Annotated in this window: 16 protein-coding genes; 5 read left to right on the top strand and 11 right to left on the bottom strand. The window is 54.4% G+C overall.

Features of this window, described 5'->3' with window-relative positions; all coding sequences use genetic code 11:
- Positions 1–32: 32 nt before the first annotated feature.
- Genes mdcB through D3871_RS27475 form a run of 7 tightly spaced genes read right to left on the bottom strand, consistent with a single transcriptional unit; the run spans position 33 to position 6,263 of the window.
- A complete protein-coding gene (gene mdcB, locus D3871_RS27505; RefSeq protein ID WP_233575836.1) occupies positions 33–968 on the bottom strand; it encodes a triphosphoribosyl-dephospho-CoA synthase MdcB in 936 nt (311 codons plus the stop codon).
- Positions 965–1,642, bottom strand: coding sequence for a malonate decarboxylase holo-[acyl-carrier-protein] synthase (mdcG, locus tag D3871_RS27500; RefSeq protein ID WP_119772251.1), 678 nt, complete (start codon positions 1,640–1,642; stop codon positions 965–967). The genes mdcB and mdcG overlap by 4 nt, the downstream gene beginning before the upstream one ends.
- Positions 1,626–2,342: a biotin-independent malonate decarboxylase subunit gamma gene (mdcE, locus tag D3871_RS27495; protein WP_119772250.1), complete on the bottom strand. Its 717-nt coding sequence runs from the start codon at positions 2,340–2,342 to the stop codon at positions 1,626–1,628. The genes mdcG and mdcE overlap by 17 nt, the downstream gene beginning before the upstream one ends.
- A complete protein-coding gene (locus D3871_RS27490) occupies positions 2,339–3,238 on the bottom strand; it encodes a biotin-independent malonate decarboxylase subunit beta (RefSeq protein WP_119772249.1) in 900 nt (299 codons plus the stop codon). The genes mdcE and D3871_RS27490 overlap by 4 nt, the downstream gene beginning before the upstream one ends.
- A complete protein-coding gene (gene mdcC, locus D3871_RS27485; RefSeq protein WP_119772248.1) occupies positions 3,235–3,567 on the bottom strand; it encodes a malonate decarboxylase acyl carrier protein in 333 nt (110 codons plus the stop codon). Before mdcC ends, D3871_RS27490 begins: the two co-directional genes overlap by 4 nt.
- A 5-nt stretch (positions 3,568–3,572) precedes the next feature.
- Complete coding sequence (gene mdcA / locus D3871_RS27480; RefSeq protein WP_119772247.1) at positions 3,573–5,240, bottom strand: malonate decarboxylase subunit alpha; 1,668 nt, start codon at positions 5,238–5,240, stop codon at positions 3,573–3,575.
- Positions 5,241–5,300: 60 nt separating this feature from the next.
- A complete protein-coding gene (locus tag D3871_RS27475) occupies positions 5,301–6,263 on the bottom strand; it encodes a Bug family tripartite tricarboxylate transporter substrate binding protein (RefSeq protein ID WP_119772246.1) in 963 nt (320 codons plus the stop codon).
- Positions 6,264–6,449: 186 nt separating this feature from the next.
- Here D3871_RS27475 and D3871_RS27470 point away from each other — a divergent pair, with 186 nt between their 5' ends.
- Both D3871_RS27470 and zwf read left to right on the top strand, forming a co-directional pair.
- Positions 6,450–7,112: a GntR family transcriptional regulator gene (locus D3871_RS27470; protein WP_119772245.1), complete on the top strand. Its 663-nt coding sequence runs from the start codon at positions 6,450–6,452 to the stop codon at positions 7,110–7,112.
- A 325-nt stretch (positions 7,113–7,437) separates the two neighbouring features.
- Positions 7,438–8,904: a glucose-6-phosphate dehydrogenase gene (zwf, locus tag D3871_RS27465; RefSeq protein WP_119772244.1), complete on the top strand. Its 1,467-nt coding sequence runs from the start codon at positions 7,438–7,440 to the stop codon at positions 8,902–8,904.
- Positions 8,905–8,956: 52 nt separating this feature from the next.
- On the opposite strand, the gene D3871_RS27460 is transcribed toward zwf, so the two are convergent.
- Positions 8,957–9,862, bottom strand: a complete 906-nt coding sequence (locus D3871_RS27460) for an MBL fold metallo-hydrolase (RefSeq protein WP_158598092.1) — start codon at positions 9,860–9,862, stop codon at positions 8,957–8,959.
- Positions 9,863–10,032: 170 nt separating this feature from the next.
- On the opposite strand from D3871_RS27460, the gene D3871_RS27455 reads away from it, so the two are divergent.
- Both D3871_RS27455 and D3871_RS27450 read left to right on the top strand, forming a co-directional pair.
- The gene (locus D3871_RS27455; protein ID WP_158598091.1) at positions 10,033–10,875 is read left to right on the top strand and encodes a LysR family transcriptional regulator; all 843 of its coding nucleotides are present in this window, start codon (positions 10,033–10,035) and stop codon (positions 10,873–10,875) included.
- Between the two features lie 498 nt (positions 10,876–11,373).
- Positions 11,374–11,715 (top strand): DUF3703 domain-containing protein, encoded by a 342-nt coding sequence (locus D3871_RS27450; protein ID WP_119772241.1) that lies wholly within the window; start codon positions 11,374–11,376, stop codon positions 11,713–11,715.
- Positions 11,716–11,886: 171 nt separating this feature from the next.
- Here D3871_RS27450 and D3871_RS27445 read toward each other — a convergent pair whose 3' ends face one another.
- Together D3871_RS27445 and D3871_RS27440 are read right to left on the bottom strand one after the other, a co-directional pair.
- Positions 11,887–12,801 carry an alpha/beta hydrolase gene (locus tag D3871_RS27445; protein WP_119772240.1) on the bottom strand — a complete coding sequence of 305 codons (915 nt, stop codon included), beginning with the start codon at positions 12,799–12,801 and terminating at the stop codon, positions 11,887–11,889.
- A gap of 44 nt (positions 12,802–12,845) precedes the next feature.
- The gene (locus tag D3871_RS27440; RefSeq protein ID WP_119772239.1) at positions 12,846–14,705 is read right to left on the bottom strand and encodes a flavin-containing monooxygenase; all 1,860 of its coding nucleotides are present in this window, start codon (positions 14,703–14,705) and stop codon (positions 12,846–12,848) included.
- 1,211 nt (positions 14,706–15,916) lie between these two features.
- Here D3871_RS27440 and D3871_RS27435 point away from each other — a divergent pair.
- Positions 15,917–17,209 carry a TetR/AcrR family transcriptional regulator gene (locus D3871_RS27435; protein WP_119772238.1) on the top strand — a complete coding sequence of 431 codons (1,293 nt, stop codon included), beginning with the start codon at positions 15,917–15,919 and terminating at the stop codon, positions 17,207–17,209.
- Between the two features lie 448 nt (positions 17,210–17,657).
- Here D3871_RS27435 and D3871_RS27430 read toward each other — a convergent pair whose 3' ends face one another.
- Positions 17,658–20,042: an efflux RND transporter permease subunit gene (locus tag D3871_RS27430; protein WP_119772237.1), complete on the bottom strand. Its 2,385-nt coding sequence runs from the start codon at positions 20,040–20,042 to the stop codon at positions 17,658–17,660.
- Between the last annotated feature and the right edge of the window lie 7 nt (positions 20,043–20,049).

Below are 20,049 nucleotides of genomic sequence, written 5' to 3'. Positions count from 1 at the left end.
TTACCGTAGTACTGCTCCGCCCTTGCAATGGGTTAAATAAAGTCCTGGTACAAGTGATGCACAAAGCAGGTTGCAGCAAGCAGATCAGCCGCACCGCCTGGCGAGAGCTTTTTTTGGCTGAACAATTCATGGAGCGCTACAGCGGTCGACCTCCACTCGGGATGTGCGGTGCCGCCCTGCTTTAGAAAGGCTCGTGCATGGGAGCGGACAAGTTCGGCCCCCGTCAAACCTCCACGGTGATAGACATTGGTGTCACTCATATGCGCCATGAGCGAGAACAGAGCATCTATGCGCGCGGCATGCGGGCTGCGGCCATCTGCCAGCGTACGCCGCAGCGCAGGTAACGCGACGTCAAATAAGGATGGCAAACCCTGTGCCATTTCCTCGCGTGCACCGCCTACCGTATGCACCGCAGACATACGCTGGCCATGCGACGTTGGGGCCGTGCAGTGGGTATGCGCAGCCAATGCCGAACCCCACTGGCTGAGCAAGGTTTGCCGGATATCTGCCGCCGATAGATCATTGCCCTCGGCTTTGCAGTGGCCGGCGGCGGCACATAGCATGCCAAGACAGAAGATTGCGCCGCGATGCGTATTCACCCCTGCAGTCGCAGCCAGCATTCGTCGTTCGGCATCGATGCCAAGCTGTTTGAGCGTTTCGAATGAAGCGCCGGAGATGCCGGCGAGCGTGATCCGTACAAAGTAGTGTCGAAGCGCGAACAAGCTGCGTAGAAACGTGCTGGCGCTCATATCCTCATGACTGCCATTGTCGATCAGCGATACCAATCCAGGCTTGGGATACAGGGCAAGTTCCGTGTACAAGCAGTGAACGGCGAGACGGGCTATGTCGTGGCAAAAGGTCCGGTCTTGTCGGCAGATACCCCGATTCGAAGATACGGCCGACGTATATCCGGACAGCGTATCTGGCGCGCGCGATTCCGCATTGACGTGCATTCTCAATGTCATCATATCGGCTCTGTAAGTTCTCTCAATAATTGATCGACCCGGAGCAATGCTACTTTTTCTTTTTCCTTGACCAATACCCTCTCATTGCCCGTTGCCGCTGAAGATGCGCACCACTCTTTCCATGCGACCGCGCGGCCGGAAGGGAAGATGACTTCGCCATCCAATGGCAGGCATTTTCCATTCGCGGCGAAGAGATCGTTTCCGATCGCAAGCTCCTTGGCGTTTTTCGGAAAAAATGCCAGGTCGATATCGGACCGTTCAGTAAGATACGACTCGCCGGTCAGAGCCTGCAGCGACAGTGAACCATACACGCGAACGTCCAGCGCCTTACCTTCGACCGCTGCACGAAATTGTTGATAAGCCAATTGCCACTGCTCAGGAACTGCAGGGCTTACTGCCTCCACCGCCAATGGCCGTGACACATTTTTAATCGCATTGTGGTTACAGCGAAATGCCAGGCGGATACGACCACCGCGTGCACACAGCGTATCCCGGGGCGGTGTAATCCCTAGACAGATCTGATCGGGCTCTGCGTCCGCGTCCTGTCGGCGCACTACCGCAGGCCAGTCAGCCATGGTCCACCGCTCAATAACGAAGGCATGGTCCGGCTGCACCGATCGACGAACCACATCCCATCCTTCGGCCGTCAACCACACCAGATCATGCCGCGCCAGCATGGCCGTCCGCGAGCACCGTCTGAATCACAAGCTGAGCTTGTTTCCGGCCGCCGCGCTCGAGTCCAAGTTCGCTGCGACGGTCGGTATTGTCGGCTTCCTTTAATGCGGCGGCCAGCCTCTGGGCCAAATTTTCTTTCCAGATATCGTGAATCCCTCCCATACGCAGGTAATTCTCGGGGCCGGGCGCAAATACGGGATTGTGTTTCGCGAGTTCGGTCAGTTTCTCTTCCGGCACTTTCGTTATGCGAGCCATGGCCGGCAAACCCATTACGCGAATGCTTGCATCGGGTAGTGCATAACAAGCGTCTGCCATCAGGCCGCTGGTGATAAATCCCCCGGACAAGGCCTGATCGTAGACCAGGCCGATAATCGGATGGCCACGTCGACGCGCAAGATCAATACATTTTCCCAGATGAGCCATGTAACTGTTGATACCCAGCATTTCGTCGCGATGCCGCAAAAGCTGGCCTTGGGTGTCTATCAAAATCACAATCGGCCAGCGTGGATGGTCTCGTACGGTTCGCAACACCAGTTCCGCCTGCGCCAGGGCGATCTCCACTCCGATAGGGACATGAGCGGTAGTCCCGATCACCGCAACGTCGCTGCCATCGACTTTGGCTGTCCCGGATAACACAAAGCCCTTCTCGGCAATGTCATGCCCTTGGGGAAATAGCTCGGATGCGATCGTTTTCCAGTTCATTGTGCTACCCCCAGACGACGCGGTGCCGCAACCGCGGTGAATGCATCTGCATCCAGCATGGGCAATGCCGTCGCGTCGGCAATGCCGAGTCGCTCCCAAATCCTGGCCGGTTCGGTTTCATCACCGAAGTCGTCGATCCGCCTCTTTAACTGCTTCTGCTCTGCTTCAAGCGATTCGAGTGTCAAATCCACGCGTTCGGTTTGCAGACGTGCTATCCCGGACAGCGCCGCTGCGCGGAATGCTGTGGTCTCGTCCGGCACCACGGCATCGCAATCACCGAGCAGATAGCGATGCTTACCTCCCGTGGTGCGCCAAACAAGGGCACGATCGCGCGAATCGAATTCTTCCACGCCATGCGCGGTCTCGATGACCTCCGGGCCCGACATCGCCAGACGCCCCTCCTCCGACATGATGACCATATTGGTGCAACGGGCAACGATGCCCATCCCGCCGAAACATCCATTGGCCCCGCCGATGAGCGTGATCACCGGGATGCCCGCCGCACGAACGTCAAGGACGGCACGCATGACTTCGGATACTGCGATCAATCCAGCATTCGCTTCATGCAGGCGAACTCCTCCGGTTTCAAGCAAAAGCAATACCGCTGCAGGTCGCTCAACCATCGCCCGCTTCAACAGACCGACCAGCTTGGCGCCATGAACTTCACCAACCGCGCCGCCCATAAAGCCGCCTTCCTGCGCCGCCGCAAAGACCGGTTTGCCGTCCAGCTTTCCGGTTCCGATGACAACGCCGTCATCAAATGACACCGGGACATCAAGCTGGGCCAGATGCGGACTCATGACGCGCCGTTCGGGTGGTAAAAATTCCGTGAAAGAATCGGGGTCCAACAGGTTTTGCATGCGCTCCCGCGCAGAAGCTTCAAGGAAACTGCTCATGATCGCGCTCCTGAGGCAGGATTGATCGCCGCTTCTACCGCCTGGTCGAGGCGCAGGCTGACAACGGCGGGGGTTGCGCCCATGTCGTTGACGGCTATGCGCATATCGGCCAACTGCCAGCGTTCATTAAAATCTTCCAGCACAGCTTGCCAGATGGCCCCGAACCCCAGTGCAGCGGTTCGAATTTCGATTTCGCATCCGCCGTTCAGTGGGGCCGGTTCGATCAGGACTTCAAGATTTCCCGAACTGACCACACCAACCAGCCGAGGATGCGCCGCATGCCGCAATGGGCGATGCTTGTTATCAAAGAAAAAATTCAAGGTTTCCATGAGAGTCACCAGTTCCTGAAACGTCGAGGCGGGTCGTATAAGCCGCCGGAAGCGCGTACCAGGTCTTTCATTGATTTTGCGGCGAGCAGATCACGTGTCGCCATCCGCTTGTCAATACCAAGGTCCTCGGCACGCTGGACGATGCCCCGGTCGCGCAGGTTTTCCACCATGCGCTTATCCCTGCCCAACCCGATCGGCGTGTATCCGGCGACACCGCGTATCGCCTGTTCACGCTCTTCATCGGTACGGCATAACAGCAGATTGGCAATCCCTTCTTCGGTCAGGATGTGTGTCACATCGTCTCCGTAAATCATGACCGGCGGGATCGCCATGCCAGCCTGTTCAGCCAGGCGCCAGGCGTCCAGTTTTTCGACGAAAGCAGGCTGCATGTGCTCGCGAAAGGTTTCCACCATTTGCACGACCAACTTTTGCCCGCGCGGTATAAGGTTTTTGCCGTCCCGAGCCTGGCGCCCGGCTTTTAACCACGCGTTGCTGGCATGACGGCGCCCGCGCGCGTCGGACCCCATGTTGGGTGCGCCGCCAAAGCCGGAAATACGCCCCGCAGTGGCAGTCGAGGAATTGCCTTGCAAATCGATTTGCAGCGTTGAACCGATAAACATGTCGCAAGCGTAATGACCGGCCGCCTGGCAGAAGGCGCGGTTGCTTCGCATCGAGCCATCCGGGCCGACAAAGAAAACGTCCGGTCTGGAACGAATATAGTTTTCCATGCCCAGCTCGGAGCCGAAAGAATGTACTGACTCGACGAATCCGGCTTCAATCGCCGGTATCAGCGCCGGGTGCGGATTGAGCGCCCAGTGACGCGCAATTTTTCCGCACAAGCCCAATGACTCTGCATAGGTAGGAAGAATCAACTCGATTGCCGCCGTATCGAAGCCGATGCCATGGTTGAGCCGATCGACTTCATATTCGGCATAGATGCCCTTAATCGCCATCATCGCCATCAGCACCTGAATTTCGGATATCTGCGCCGGATCCCTGGTGAATAGCGGCTCGATGTAATTCGGGGTTGGCGCCTGCACCGTGAAGTCAACCCAATCAGCCGGAATATCAACGCGCGGCAGTGCGTCAAGGATTTGGTTGACCTGTGCAATCACGATGCCGCTCTTGAATGCCGTCGCTTCCACGATGGCAGGCGTGTCTTCCGTATTTGGGCCGGTATACAAATTACCTTGCCTGTCAGCCGCCTCGGCCGTGATCAGAGAGACGCGCGGAGTAAGATCGATAAAGTAGCGCCCGAACAATTCAAGGTAGGTATGAATCGCACCAATTTGAATCTGTCCCGACGCCACCAGCTTCGCCATGCGCCCGGCCTGCGGCCCGGAAAATGAAAAATCCAGGCGCGAAGCAATGCCCTTGTCAAATACATCGAGATGCTCGGGAAGCGCTACCACCGACTGCAGCATGTGCAGTCGGTTCACGCGAGCCGGATCAAGTGCGGCCAACGCTTTGGCAAGAAAGTCGGCCTGCTTTTGGTTGTTACCTTCCAGGCAGACTCGGTCGCCCGTTTCTATAACCGTATGCAGCAAGTCGGCGATGCGGTCGGCCGGAACGGCTTTTCCTGACAAGTCCTTACCGAGCACCTTGGCAGCGCGCACCAAGCGCGCTTCGCGACTAAGCTGCTGCTGATTCCAAATCCGGGCGGGCGCAGCCATTCGATTATTCTCCGTAGTTGCAGTACCTATGCTGTATTCACAATGAATTCAAGCCGAGCTTCATTCAAGCTTGACGTTGGCCTGCTTTACCACGTTGCCCCAGCGGGCGATTTCAGACTCCAGCATGGTTGCAAATTCTTGCTGCGACATTTGCGGCACCTCCGAACCGGCCTCATGCCAGCGCGCCTTGATTTCAGGGGATGCCAGCGCTTTCTGCGTTTCCGCCGCCATGCGTTCAACGATCTGCGGCGGCGTACCTTTTACCGCCCATAGTGCGTACCAGGTGGACACTTCATATCCGGGAACCCCGGCCTCGGCGGTGGTCGGCACATCCGGAAATCCAGGGGCTCGCTTTGTCGATGCGACCGCCAGTGCTTTAATGCGCCCACCCTTAATGTGAGACGCCGATGATCCCAAACCGTCAAACATCATGTCCACCTGCCCGCCCACCAGGTCTTGAAGCGCCGGCCCCGCACCTCGGTATGGAATGTGGATCAAGTCTGTTTTGGTTTGAATCTTGAACAATTCTCCCGCCAGATGATGCGACGTACCATTGCCCGCCGAAGCAAAGTTGACCTTGCCAGGATTCTTCTTCGCGTATTCGACAAAAGACTTGAGGTCCGAAACCGGAACGCGCTGGGTGTTGACTACGATCACCTGGGGTGGCGTCGCAATCACAGTAATGGGGATAAAGTCTTTCTGGATGTGGTAATCCAATTTGGGATAGATCCAGGGGGCAATAGCATGGTGTGCCCCGCCTATAAAAAATGTGTATCCGTCCGGACTAGCCTTGGCGGCGATTCCGGCGCCTAAGGTGCCACCTGCGCCGCCCCTGTTGTCGATGAGGATTTGCTTTCCAAGCTGCTTGCTTAATTGGGCTGCAAGCGGCCTTGCAAAGGTGTCTGTGCCCCCTCCGGCTGGAAACGGCACAACGATGGTCACAGGACGCTCCGGCCAGGACTGCGCCAAAGATGCGGCGCTGAGACCCATGGCAGCAATTAACAATGCGACTTTTTTAAACATATTTGTCTCCATCCAAGGTAAGCGTTCAGGTTAATTGCGGCTTATTTGCAGGCTATTTGTACAGGATTTCTTTTTTTGAATACATTTATCTGTTTTGTGTATACAAGATGATGTATGATAAATGCAATGTCAAGCGATTTTATTAACCTACGATTTCTCTCACTGCATATCCAGTTGCACACCTAGATGAACAGCCGCTCACATACGCTCCGCGAAGCAATCGAAGAAATGATTGCTGTTGGCAAGCTGCGTCCAGGCGCTCACCTCGACGAGACTGTCCTGGCAAATGAATTCAATGTATCGCGCACCCCAATTCGGGAAGCGCTGATTCAGCTGGCTTCGATGGGGCTGGTCGTTATTCGTCCACGTAGAGGCGCCATCGTGGCCGACATTCCGCCGCAACGGCTGGTGGAAATGTTCGAACTCATGGCGGAACTGGAAGCGATGTGCGGCCGACTGGCGGCGCGCAGGATGTCGAAGGCCGATCATGACGAGTTGCTGAACTTACATGCTGCCTGTCAAAAGGCCCGGGAAAGCGGCAACCCCGATGATTACTTTTATAAAAATGAAGCATTTCATCAAGCAATCTATGCCGGCAGCCATAATACTTTCCTGGTCGAGCAAACGCGTAATCTGCATCGTCGCTTAAGGCCGTATCGGCGACTGCAACTTCGCGTACGGGACCGAGTTGCGAACTCTTTCGCGGAGCATGAAGAGATCGTCAACGCCATCATCGCTGGAGATGGTGAACGCACAGCCGATCTACTCCGCCATCACATCATGATCCAAGGCGAGCGCTTCTCGGATCTGATGGTTTCCTTACGTCAGTTGATGGACGACGCTGCATAGTTTTAACACGGTTAATCTCCGGCAGATGCCAAAAGCGCGTATCAAAATGACGCTGCCTAGGAGGCAGCAGGAACACAAGGCCTTGGCGTCTCGCTTCACTATCCTTGGTGTGAGCTGGCAGCTCAACACTTATCCCGCTATGCATTTTGAGTAGGGCCGATTGCGCAAGGAGGCCTGAATTTCGCAATGGAGCATGCCATTACGTAAAAATACTACATAAAATTCCCTAGTTTCAGCCGCATGGCATAGAGAACATGATGGGCAACGTGTAAAATTACTACATTGCTTTAAGCGCTGTCCCACTTTGACGAGCCTTCAATTTCCTATGTCTACCCATTCCCCGCATACGTCGGCACTGCCGCTCGACATGATGATTTTTGGCGGCACCGGCGATCTGGCCGCGCGCAAATTGTTGCCGGCACTGTACATGGCCCACCTTCACGGGAACTTGCCGCAAAAGACAAGCATCGTGGCACTTGGCCGCCAGGCTTATAGCCGTAACGACTATATTGAGTTTGTGGAAAACATGTCGCGCCCCTTTATCGGCAAGATGAATTTCGATGAGAGCGCATGGGCCGGATTTTTGGGCTTGCTGGATTATCTTTGTGTCGATGTCATTAACGATCCGGACTTTACCAGTCTGGCACGCGTGTCCGACGCCGGTGCTGAGCGCGTATTTTATCTTGCGACCGCACCGACGCTATTCACCACTATATGCGACAAGCTGGCGGCGAGCGGCCTGGTCGACGCGAACAGCCGCGTTGTTCTTGAAAAGCCCTTGGGCCGCGATTCGGCCTCGGCGGCTGCGATCAACGATGCAGTAGGCCGGCATTTCAAGGAAGAGCAGATCTACCGGATCGATCATTATCTCGGCAAGGAAACTGTCCAGAACCTCATGGTATTAAGGTTCGGCAATTCGATTTTCGAACCGCTCTGGCGCGCGCCGACCATCTCCAGCGTGCAGATCACGGTGGCGGAGACGGTAGGGGTGGGAAGCCGCGCCGGCTTCTATGACAGCACCGGCGCCATGCGCGACATGGTGCAGAATCACTTGCTCCAGCTGCTATGCATTATCGCGATGGAACCGCCGGTATCGTTGTCGCCGGATGCGGTACGCGATGAAAAGCTCAAGGTCTTGCGGTCCTTGCGCAAGATGTCGATGGCCGACATCGCGCGCGACACGGTGCGCGGCCGCTACGGCAGGGGCGCGATCGGCGCGGAAGAAGTCATCGGATACCTGGACGAAGCCGACGTGCCGGAAGCCAGTTCAACGGAAACCTTTGTTGCCTTGCGCGCCCATGTCGATACCTGGCGATGGGCGAACGTCCCGTTCTATCTGCGTACCGGAAAGCGCATGCACAAGCATTCGTCCCGTATCGTGATCGAATTCACCAACCCGCCGTTTTCGATTTTTCCGGACTCGCATGGCGGCATTGCAAATCGACTCGTCATTGAATTGCAACCCGAGGAAGCGATCCGTTTCCAGATCATGTCCAAGCAACCGGGCAGCGGGATGCAGATGCATCCGGTCGAACTCAACCTCGATCTGCAGTCGGCTTTCCCGCAACGCCGCGCCGAAGCCTATGAACGACTTTTGATTGATGTGGTCCGTGGACGTTTGACCCACTTCATGCGCCGCGACGAGCTTGAAGCCGCATGGGACTGGGTCGAGCCCATTATCGACGGATGGTCGGTGCTGGGCGAGCGCCCGCACGCCTATGCGGCAGGCACATGCGGCCCGAGTGCGGCAGCGGCCCTGCTCGCTCGCGATGGATTCGCGTGGACCGAGTAATCAATTCATGTTGGAGAGCGATAGTTCCAGCTCGCACCCGGAACAATGAAGATCACTTGATCCAGGACGGAAAATAGCCGAGCGCGTTTTGCACTTTACCGTCATGTGCAGGCACCACGATCACTTCCGGCCTGCGGCTGACGACTGCGCGTATCTGCTCAATCGTCTGCTGGGTCTTGTCAGCGTCTTTATCGACTTGAAAACGCGCCGCCCAGAATTTCGGGTTTGCCTTTTGCACCGCGCTGGCACTCCATACCACATCGCCAACGAAAAAATACTGCTTGCCGGAGTCCACGGTCACGAACATGCCTATCGAGCCGGGTGTATGTCCATACATGGGCACGAGCACGATCTTGCCGTCGCCATACAGGTCGATACTGCGCTCGAATCCTTCATATGCCGCCGGCTTGAAATCAAGAGTCTTCCACCTGATGGACTTGTCGCCCACCTGTGACGGCCATGCTCCGGCCACCGCGGACGACGGCTGCCGGATATGTTCCAGTTCTTCAGGCGCGACCAATACCTGTGCATCGGGAAAGTCGCTGAGCCCGCTGGCATGATCCCAGTGGCTATGGCTGAGAATGATACGTTGGATCGGGCCGATACCCGCCTGATCGAGCTGTGCCCGTGCAGGCGATACCGGCTCCTCATAGCGAAAGAACGGTCGCATGAACAGAGGCATGTCCTGCTCATATTGCTGCGCCACCTTGCTTCCCAGACCTGCATCGAACAGGAAGAACTCCTGGCCGTGCTTGACCAGGATCGCCGAAAAGATGCTGTCGACCTTTTCGCCAAAACGGCCGCCGGAAAATATCAGGCCTTCGCGAACCGACAGGCTTCCGGTTTTAAGAATACTGAAGCCGACGTTCGGAGCAGAATCGGCTGAACGCGGCGCTTGCTGTGCATGGGCGGTAACAACCAATAGCGAAAACACGAAGCCGATAAAGTAGCGAAGCATGATATTGACCTGTAAAAGCAAATACGTGAAAGAAGTGACACACCATGAAGTTGCGATGCATCCTCGGTTCTTTAGTGCAATACACATACTCTAATTGAAGGCTATTAATAGGCATAATATTTTAAATATCCTCATGTAAAATAAAAAATCTATGACGAATGGAGACCGGCATGTTCGATTTACGCGCCTTGAAGTACTTTGTCGCCGCCTATGAAGAACGCTCCATTACAGGCGCCGCCAAACGGTCCTATATTGCGCAGCCGTCGATCAGTGCCGCGATCCAGAACCTGGAATCGTCACTCGGTACCCAATTGTTCGAGCGCGCAAAGAACGGACTCACTCCGACGGCCGATGGCGAAAAGCTTTATCCGCGGGCGAAGGCATTGCTGGCTGAGTCGCTCGCCATCTTGCATGGCTTTCGCGAGCCGCCGCAGCGCGAAATGCGTGTACGGATCCAGGACGACCTGCCGGTGCATCGCGCCGGACCGCTGATCGCAATGCTGTATGAACATTTGCCGACGATGAAACTGAAACTGACGCAGGAAGGAGAAGCCTTCGATCTGAAGCTTGTTTCGGAAAGTTGCAGGCTCGATACCGAATGGATGCAGCTGCTATGGGAAGAGGATTATGTAGTGATCGTTCCCGACACGCATCCGCTGCGCTTCAAGACACATTTCGAATTGACCGATCTGAACGATGCACCTTTGATCGAGCGGCCTTATTGTGTTCTGCATCAGATGTTTACACAGTTGCTGATCCAGAAAAACATCCGGCCGGATATCCGCGCTTCGGCCACGCGCGAAGAAGCCGTGCTCGGCCTGGTGGAACTGGGAGTCGGTATTTCGGTGGTGCCGCAATCGCATTGCGACGGACTGAAAAATGTCGTGATTCGGCCAATCAGCTTTGAGAGTGACTTCAAGCGCAGAGTAGGACTGGCATGCGCCGCGACCAATATCGAGATGATTGCGCTGATCGGATCGATGACGAAGAAACTGACCGAGAGTTATGCCTGATTGCTTGTGCACGGATTGTGCGGAAAGCTATCAGACTTATCAAGTCATTGGCATAGATATCAAGCAATTCCGCGCGGGACAACGCCGGTGTCCAGCCATAGATCTTGAGATCGTTTTCCGCTTCGCCTGAGCGTTCGCAGTTCAACTACATCTGTCCCACCGCATCCGGAAAGAGCTAAGGCGATCGTTAGTGCCCGCACGAGGGATGGGAGATGGATTCATTTCATGAACTTTCTCAAGAGAAACGACGCTTGGAGCGTTTCGCTGGAGAGAAAATTCTGTCAATTTTTAACTGATATTTACGTCCGCGGAAAGATAATTAGCAGATCTCGGATTGTGCTTGACTCTGTAGTAGCTATAGGGTTTTTAATATGTACATATGCAGGAATTCGCTGCTTGCCTCTCTGGTATCAGTGGCAGCGAATAGGAATCAATATCGGGACAGCGGCGATGCAAACGCCGATGGCATGTAACCGCTGTATAACCTAAGGATCACTCATGAAGCATGAATTAAAGCAGGCATTTAGCTCCGAGATGGCGGCTGCCATAGGACTTTACCGGCGAGGAGAGTTCAAGCAGGCATTCAAACATTTAGAGGTAGCGCATGTTCTGGGACAACGATATGTGATTCCTCACGTTATATCGCACTGGTGGATGCTAAAGATCGGAGTAAGGCACAGGTCGGCAAGAGAAGTGTTCGGACAGGGAGTTCGTATCGTGCTTGGTGCACTCGGATCTGCCATCGGCATAGTCCCAACCGGCAATACCGGCGGTACCGACATCAGTATGTTCAAGCGGCTGCCAATCGACCGGGCCCTTCTTGATGTAATCGGCAAGTAAAGAAGACAGGAGAAATCCGACTCTGCTGCAGCGCTTCAAAAAACAGTTTATCTAAACTCTCCCTTCCGCCCCTACCGTCGTGCGCTTCGTTGGATCTTCAGCCAAATAATTTAGCGCGGGTCACCATGCCGTCCGAAAGATCGCGCTACATGGTAGGCCCGCAATGCGTTGCTAGCGCTCCCTCAGTCTTTCAGCAATCCACGCACCAGCCTCATCAATGGCGGCTAAGCCTGCCGATGGAAGGGACGTATGGAATAGCGGCCATGCGTGAACCATGTCCTGCCAAACATGCAGACGGACGTCAAGTCCGGCAAGCGCAGCACGTCGAGCAAACTCAAGTGAATCGCTTAACAATACCTCGTCGGTCCCCACCTGAATAAACATGGACGGCAGTCCAGAAAGCTGTGCGTTCAGCGGAGAGATCATAGGGTCCGTGGCATCTTTACCGGCTCGATATGCCTGCGAGCAGAAGTCCAGCGCTGGACGGGTCAGCATTGGATCGTAGGCAGCACGTTCTTGATAAGTGTCGCCGCTCTGCGTCAGATCCAGCCAAGGGCTTAGGAGATATGCGCCTGCTGGCTGCTCGAGTCCAAGTTCGCGAATCTTTAGCAGGAGCGAGGCCGTGAGGTTCCCTCCTGCGGACTCTCCCGCGAATACCATCCTGCATGGCGCAAACCCTTCGGTTTTCATGAAATGATACGTTTGCAGCGCATCCTCGATTGCGCCTGGATATGGCGTTTCTGGAGCAAGACGATACTCCATGTTGTATGCGACTACGCCAGCGGCTTTCGCCAGCCGCGAAACTAGATGCCGGTGGCTGAGTACACTACCGAAAGTGAATCCGCCTCCATGGTGATAAACAAGCGCTTTTGACAGGTCGGCGTCTCTCGGGACGATAATCTCGCCACGTACGCCACCGGAGGTGATACTACTCACTTCACAGTTGTCTGCAATAGGAACCGCCCCCATCAATGCATCGAAGGATCGTCGCTGGTCGTCCAGGCTCGGCGGTGACTTCGCCTGTTCGAGGGCTTGAGCTACCCAAGCCGCTTTAAATTTCTCGATTTCAAGCATTGCATTATTCATTTCGTCTCCTATTTAAAAGGTTGTAAACGACTGATAATTCAGCATTAACCTCGCAGTTGCCTTTTCTCGGCAGATCGTTGTAGCGACTTATCGTCCTTCTCTCGATCAAACAGATCAAAGTTCCCTTTGAGGCGCCAGTCTTCGAGCAATTTGATGAAGGTGAAAGCACCTCCCATATAGAAATTGTTGCGGGTTGAAGTGATATCAGAAGGCATGCCTTCGTTGTTGTAGTAGCTGGGCGTGCATTCAAGATCGTATTTTTGCCGGATGCCCGCGAATGACATCACATGTTCGACCCACGCCTGCTCCGCCTGTTCTGTCGGTTCAATCGCTCTGAGTCGGTTATCTATGCAATGCTTGACAATGTAAGCAATGTGTTGACTGCCCACATTCAACATATGCGTGAAGTTTGGCGTATTGGCACCTTGGCCGTTTCCCATGATGAAACAATTTGGAAAATCGCGAGTGTGATAGCCCCATAGGGTGGAGAGACCATCCTTCCACTTCTCACCAAGGCTCTTTCCATTCCGGCCATAGATTTTGAAGCCATTGCGATGCTCAAAATCTGTTTGAAATTCAAACCCAGTTGAGTAAATCAGGCAATCAATCTTATACTCGGTACCGTTCGCAATAATGCCGTCCTTTGTTACCCGCTCAACACCATTTCCCTGAGTGTCGACCAGGGTTACGTTTGGACGGTTGAAGGTTTCTAGGTAGGTATCATGGAAGGCCGGGCGCTTACACATGACGTTGTAATAGGGTTTCAGTGCCGCAGCAGTTCCAAGGTCTTTGACGACGGCATCAATGCGTGCACGGACTTCCTCCATGTACTGGAAATCTGCAAGCTGCCTTTGTTCGGCTAACTCTCCATGACCGGCGAGTTCAACCCCGATTGTGGAGAAAATTGATGTCCACCCATCGGCAACCAAATCTTCGCTTTGTTTCTCGCCGCATACAATAGCGTTGAAGTTATCCATACGCTGCTTTTGCCAACCGGGCTTCAGCGACTTTGCCCATTCAAGGTCTGTTGGACAGTTCCCTCTAGGAGCTACAGAGACAGGCGTCCGCTGGAACACATATAAATGTTTTGCCCACTTGCCAAGATGAGGGATGCACTGTACGGCGGTTGCGCCGGTACCGATGATGCCGACCCGTTTGTCGGTAAGTCCCTTTAACCCGCCGCTGGCGTCGCCTCCGGTGTAGGTGTAGTCCCAACGGCTGGTGTGAAACGAGTGTCCTTCAAAAGACGTAATTCCAGGAATATTAGGCAGCTTTGGCCGCTGCAAGGGGCCAGTCGACATGCAGACGAAACGGGCGCATATTGTGTCCCCGCGATTGGTTGAGACTACCCAAAGCGCACTGTCGTCATCCCAACGCAACTCTTTTACCTCGGTTCCGAAACGTGCGCGCCGATAAAGGTCGTACTTCCGTCCAATTGCACGCGAGTGCTCGAAAATCTCCGGGCCGCGTGAATACTTCTCGACAGGCACGTAACCAAGTTCATCAAGCAGTGGGAGATATATGTAGGACTCGATATCACAGGCTGCACCAGGATAGCGATTCCAGTACCATGTGCCGCCGAAGTCACTGCCTTTTTCGATAATCATAAAGTTTGTCACACCTGACTCGTGCAAGCGTGCGGCTGCCATGAGCCCGCCGAATCCCCCGCCAATCACCAGGACATCGACGTCCCTGGTAATCGGATTTCGCTCTAGTTCGCGATCGATGAACGGATCTTCAAGGTAGTTTGCGAGTTCCCCCTCAGTAGAGCGATACTGCGCATTTCCCCCGACGCGCAAACGCTTTTCCCGTTCAGTCTTGTACTTCTCACGCAGTGTTTTGTCTTCGATGCTTCCCGTCGCCGGTGCTATGTCCGTTTGAAATTTGTCATGCCCAGATGCCATTTTTGTCTCCTTAATATTCCGCGGCTACGCGTTTACGTTTGAGTGCATTTAGTCTCTCATACATAAAAGCAAGAGTCAACGAATTGGTGCGTATTTGCACCCATATGCAAACCGCACCGAATCGCCCCTTCTCGGTTAGTGGGTGTCGTACCAGACCACTGACTCTTTTTAACGCGCCACGGCGTTACATAAGCCGGGCTGCGGGATCCCAGCAACAAAGATGCAGCGCGGCTACTGTAGTTACGGCAACTATTATTAAATGTCGATGCACGCGCTCTATCGAAAGTATCTGATGGCATGTGTTACGCCCGACCTTGGCCTAGTTAGCGTGCAGTGGGTGCTGGTCAGGCGTAGTTCCCCGTGCCAGCCCTTTCCCGACGTTTGTCTGAACGAGGGTGCCCTTTTTAGCTCAGCCACCCGACGTCACTCACTTGCACCGAGCAATGGAGCGTCGAACTGGTCAGTAGCTTGCAAAACAGCTCAGCACTTGACTGGTCGTTATAAAGGCATTCTGCAGCGCCTCACTGGTCAGTTTCGTTATGCAGGTAGAACGATGGCCTATCGAAGGCGTGTCATTCCCCACCTGCTCCATAACCGTGTCGAGAAACTATACGAGCAGCTTTACTAGGGACGTGGCGAATTCAAGAACCGGGGCAAGGAAGTGCAGCTGGGCTTGTTTGGACGGCGTGCCTGTTGCTGGCTGACACTGAACTGGTACGTGCATGCATGGTGGCGATCCACACGGAGCTGCTCAAGATTGAGCGCTGCCACCGTGCACAATATTTGACGCGTGCAGACATTGTTGGCATCACGCGATCGGATGCGGCGTCTTCATCGCTGCCGTGCAGGCGCTTGCCCCGATACCAGCCTTGAATGCCGTTCCCAGCATGTCGGCAAACAATACAGTAATGGGAAGTTGCGTCTGCAAAGCATATGCATCACCTTCTGCACTGCATGCGCACGTGGAAGCACCGCCGCCAGCGTGGTCGCATGACGGCTACATCGGTTGCTTCTAGAAGCTTGGCTAAATGATCCTTTAGTTGGTAAGCATGTCCTATGATTCCCACAAAAATTCATATCAAATCGAACAGTTCCCTGTGCTTTTTTACGTCAACACGCATGTATTCCGTTAGAATTTTGAACTCAGCCCAATATGCCGGCAAGGCCATTGGTCCTTCTTATAACGATATACGCTAGTACTAGGCCCATCCATGGTGACGCAATCTACAAAGACTCGATTAACGCAAGGCGTCCAGCACTCTCGCGTGCTTGAAGAAGCAGCGAAAATACTTAACAGCCATGGTGTTTCACATACGTCTCTGCCCAAAATTGCAACACGTGTCGGTGTGTCGCGTGCAGCGCTATACCACTATTTCGAAGATCAAGAAGACTTAGTGTTCCAAAGTTATCGACGCACTTGCGAGATCATGGCTCGCTGGTTGAGCGAAGCGGTACATAAAGGCGGCAGTGCGATAAAAATCATTGAGTCGTTTGTTGACGGCTTGCTGGATGAATCTCAGCCTGAGTTTGCTTCTTTAAGCGAGGTTGCGTTTCTTCGCACAGACCAACGGAGCACCATTTCCGGCCTCTATGAGGCTCTTTGGGCAAACCTTGTCACCATTCTCAGGGGGGGCGTAGAGCGCGATGAACTACGCCCCTGCAACGCCTCTATCGTGGCACAAGCAATTCTAGGGTTAGTGTCATGGCTTCCCACGGCCCAACGATGGCGCTCAAGTGAACCTCTCTCGCGCCAAGATATGCTTGATGCTATTAAGGAAATTCTTATTGACGGCATAGCAGAGGACCGGAATGCGACGGTGAGCTATCATTCGCTTGACTTATCGTCGAATGATGTACCTATCGATCATATTTTCAATGCCGAGGCACTTGCCGCTGCAAGGCAAGAGGCTCTGCTGGCATCTGCGTCTTGGCTGTTTAATCTAAAGGGTATTGACGCTACCTCACTTGAGGAAATCGCTGACCGAATCGGCGTAACGAAGAAGGTGATCTACCATAATGTGGGTGATAAGGAAACTCTCGTCGTAGAGTGCTACCGTCGTGCTTTCAGAATTTATGAACGGCTTAGTCAAAGCCTCCTTGCGTATGACGGCTCAAAAATTGCAGCCATCTGTGCCGCGTCGCACGCTGTCGCTGCAGCGAGCATTAGGGAAGATATAGCGCCTCTCGCACCAGTGGCTGGATTTGAATCACTACCGGATCCAGTAAGAGAGCAAATCAACGCTTCTGCGGTGCTCTTAATGGAGCGCTATCTGCAAGTATATGCTGACGGCCAGAGGGAGGGGACAGTACGCCAATTGCATACTCGTGCGATCATTGCCGTCTATCCCGCAGTCTTCCAATGGTTACCCAAGTGGCTTGACTTATTGACGCCACAAGACCGAAGTTCGGCTCCTCATGAGCTTGCAGAATTGCTCCGCGTTGGTTTAAGAGCGGTCCGTAAACGCCGTCGCTCGCCAGGTACTAAACGCATTCAGGCAAAGTAGAGATCGCAAAGTTGCATCCGAGCTGTTGACGCAACTTTGCCGCTGACTCCATTGAATAGCTGTCCTATTTGTTCACCGAACTTCCTAACTGCTGCACCGCAGATGGCCGTTTATGCGCTTCACTTCGACCTCGGCCTAGCGCGAAATGGCTGGCACAATTTACACTGGAAGCACTGATGCCGAGCAAAGTCCAGAAAATTTTTCTGATACTGATACGCCATCAGACCTTTAGTATCATGCTCGATAACAGCCGCTTTCATATTGTCATAAAGCGCTTGACGCGGCACACCGCCGAATCCGGCAAAGCAATTGGCATGGCGGGCAAGCAGCGTAACCAATGCATATTGGCGACAACTTCACATTCTGACACTATGCTTGATCTTAATGTTCCAGGACGCTTGCTTACCGGTGCGCAATGGCAATTGGATATTAGACCTTGCTACCACAATTATGCTACGCCGCCGCTAACGCGGCGTAGCATTAGGCGCGACAATGCCGGGATAAGGACTAGCGCACCCACCATGTTCAGCAAGAACATGATGCCCAAAAGAATCCCCATATCAGCCTGGAATTTGATTGGCGACCAAGCCCAGGTTAATACGGCTGCAGCAAGGGTGATCCCGATGAGTGCAATGACCTTGCCGGTGAACTTTAACGCCGAGGCGTAGGCTGACTCGAGAGAGTGTCCCTCACGCTGCAGCATAAGCTGAACACTAAGCAGATACAGCGCATAATCAACGCCAATTCCCACCCCAAGTGCTGTGACTGGCAACGTAGCAACCTTCAGTCCAATACCTAGCATCACCATCAACGCCTCGCACATTAGGGATGTCAGTGCAAGCGGTACTACCGCCACGACGACGGCACGCCAGCTGCGAAATGTAATGAAGCAAAGTGCCACCACCGAGGCATAAACCAGAAGCAGCATGATGCGGTTGGCCTTGGCCACCGCAATATTGGTCGCGGCCTCGATACCAGAGCTACCGGCCGCCAGAAGGAACCGGCGTTCGCTGTTGTTATGCGTCAACGCAAAGCTCTGCACCACATCAACCACGCGCTGTAGTGTTTCGGCCTTATGGTCCACTAGGAAGGCTACGATGGGAGCCACCGACCGTTCTCCGTTGACCAGTTCAGGATTCGAGACGTATACGTTGTTAATCACATCGGTCATCGTGAAGGGGTCGCGGCTTAATGTCATCCAGCGCGGGTCGCCCTCGAAGCCCGCCGCCGTGTAGGCACGAGCCAAGCTGCTTACTGAGGTGGTAATCTGAACACCCGGCAAATCGCGCAACAGCTCCTCCAAGCGGTCCATCTCCAAAACAGTTTTATAGTCGTTGATACCTCCGGGAGCGGTTCTGACCATGACTGCAAACTGGTCCGTAGAGAGCTGGTAGTGCGAAGTCACGTAGGCATTGTCCCGGTTGTAGCGAGAGTCGCTGCGCAGCTCGGGCGCACCCGGATCCAGATCGCCGATCTTCAACTGAAGACTCACCATGAAGCTTGCCATTGCCACCACCGTCGCAATGCCGAGCGCTATCCGACCGCCGATGGGCCGTGTAAAAGGAACAAAGAGCCGCACGAACGGATGCTGCTCGTTCTCGACAAGGCTGAGTCGCGCCGCTGCCGGGCTCACCCCGGTATACGAAAGTAGGACTGGCAGCAGTACCAGGTTAGTGAAAACCAGGACGGCGACGCCTAGACTTGCCGCCAGGGCAAGCCCACGGATAACAGGAATGTCGATCAACAGCAGTACCGCAAACCCCACGACATCTGCCAGTAAGGCCGTCAGCCCTGCCACGAATAGACGTCGAAACGTGTAGCGCGCAGCAACATATTTGTGTGTGCCACGACCGATGTCCTGCATCACACCGTTCATTTTTTGCGCCCCGTGCGAGATCCCAATGGCGAACACCAGAAATGGTACGAGGATCGAGTATGGGTCGAGGTCAAGCCCGACGAGACCCATAATCCCGAGTTGCCAAGTGACAGCAACCAGCGAACAGGCCACCACCAGCATCGTGCTTCGCGCGCAGCGAGTGTACAGGTAGATAATCGCAATCGCTATCAGCGCCGCAATGATAAAGTAAGTCGCTACCTGGAAAAGGCCATCGATCAGATCACCAACTAACTGCGCGAAGCCAATGACATAAATATTGACCCCATCGCCCGCGTGCGTCGCTCGAATATCCTCGATTCGCGACCACACGTCTTTCATGTCCAACGGCAAACCGGTGTCCGCGTAGCGGTCCATGAGTGGTAGGAAAATCATCGAAGAGCGCTGGTCGCTTGCCACCAGAGAGCCAACAAGACCTGCCTTGCCCACGTTAGTACGTAGACGCTCGAGGCTGTCGGACGAGCCATTGTAGTCCTCGGGCATCACCGGACCACCTTGGAAACCATCGGGCGTCACCTCTGCCCAACGGACGAGCGGCATCCACAACGACTTTACAAAGGAACGATCCACGCCCGGGATGGCGTACATGCTATCGTTGATCTTCTGGAGCGTCTTAAGGTAGGTTTCGTTGTAGACATCTCCAGAAGTATTTTCAACGACCACCCGCACCGAGTTGCCCAGACCGCGCAGGGCACCAGCGTTGTCCATGTAGTTTCGAATGAACTCGCTGGATCGCGGCATCATGTTCTCGAAGCTGGCAGTAATATGCAGCTTGAAGACGCCAAAGCTGAACACTAACGTCAGCAGCATTAGTACCCCAATGAGCATCCGACGATGATTGAAGATCAGTCGTTCGAGGAGCGTCCCTGACCTGACATCGAAATCTTCGACGCGGGCAATGACTTTCTGGGACGTCGTAGGGGTGGGGATATGTGCCATGGGTTCA

Origin of the sequence: Noviherbaspirillum saxi, assembly GCF_003591035.1 — a bacterium.
Classification (GTDB): domain Bacteria; phylum Pseudomonadota; class Gammaproteobacteria; order Burkholderiales; family Burkholderiaceae_D; genus Noviherbaspirillum; species Noviherbaspirillum saxi.
Note: the sequence above shows the minus strand (reverse complement) of the source record. Positions and strands in the feature narration are given on the sequence as shown.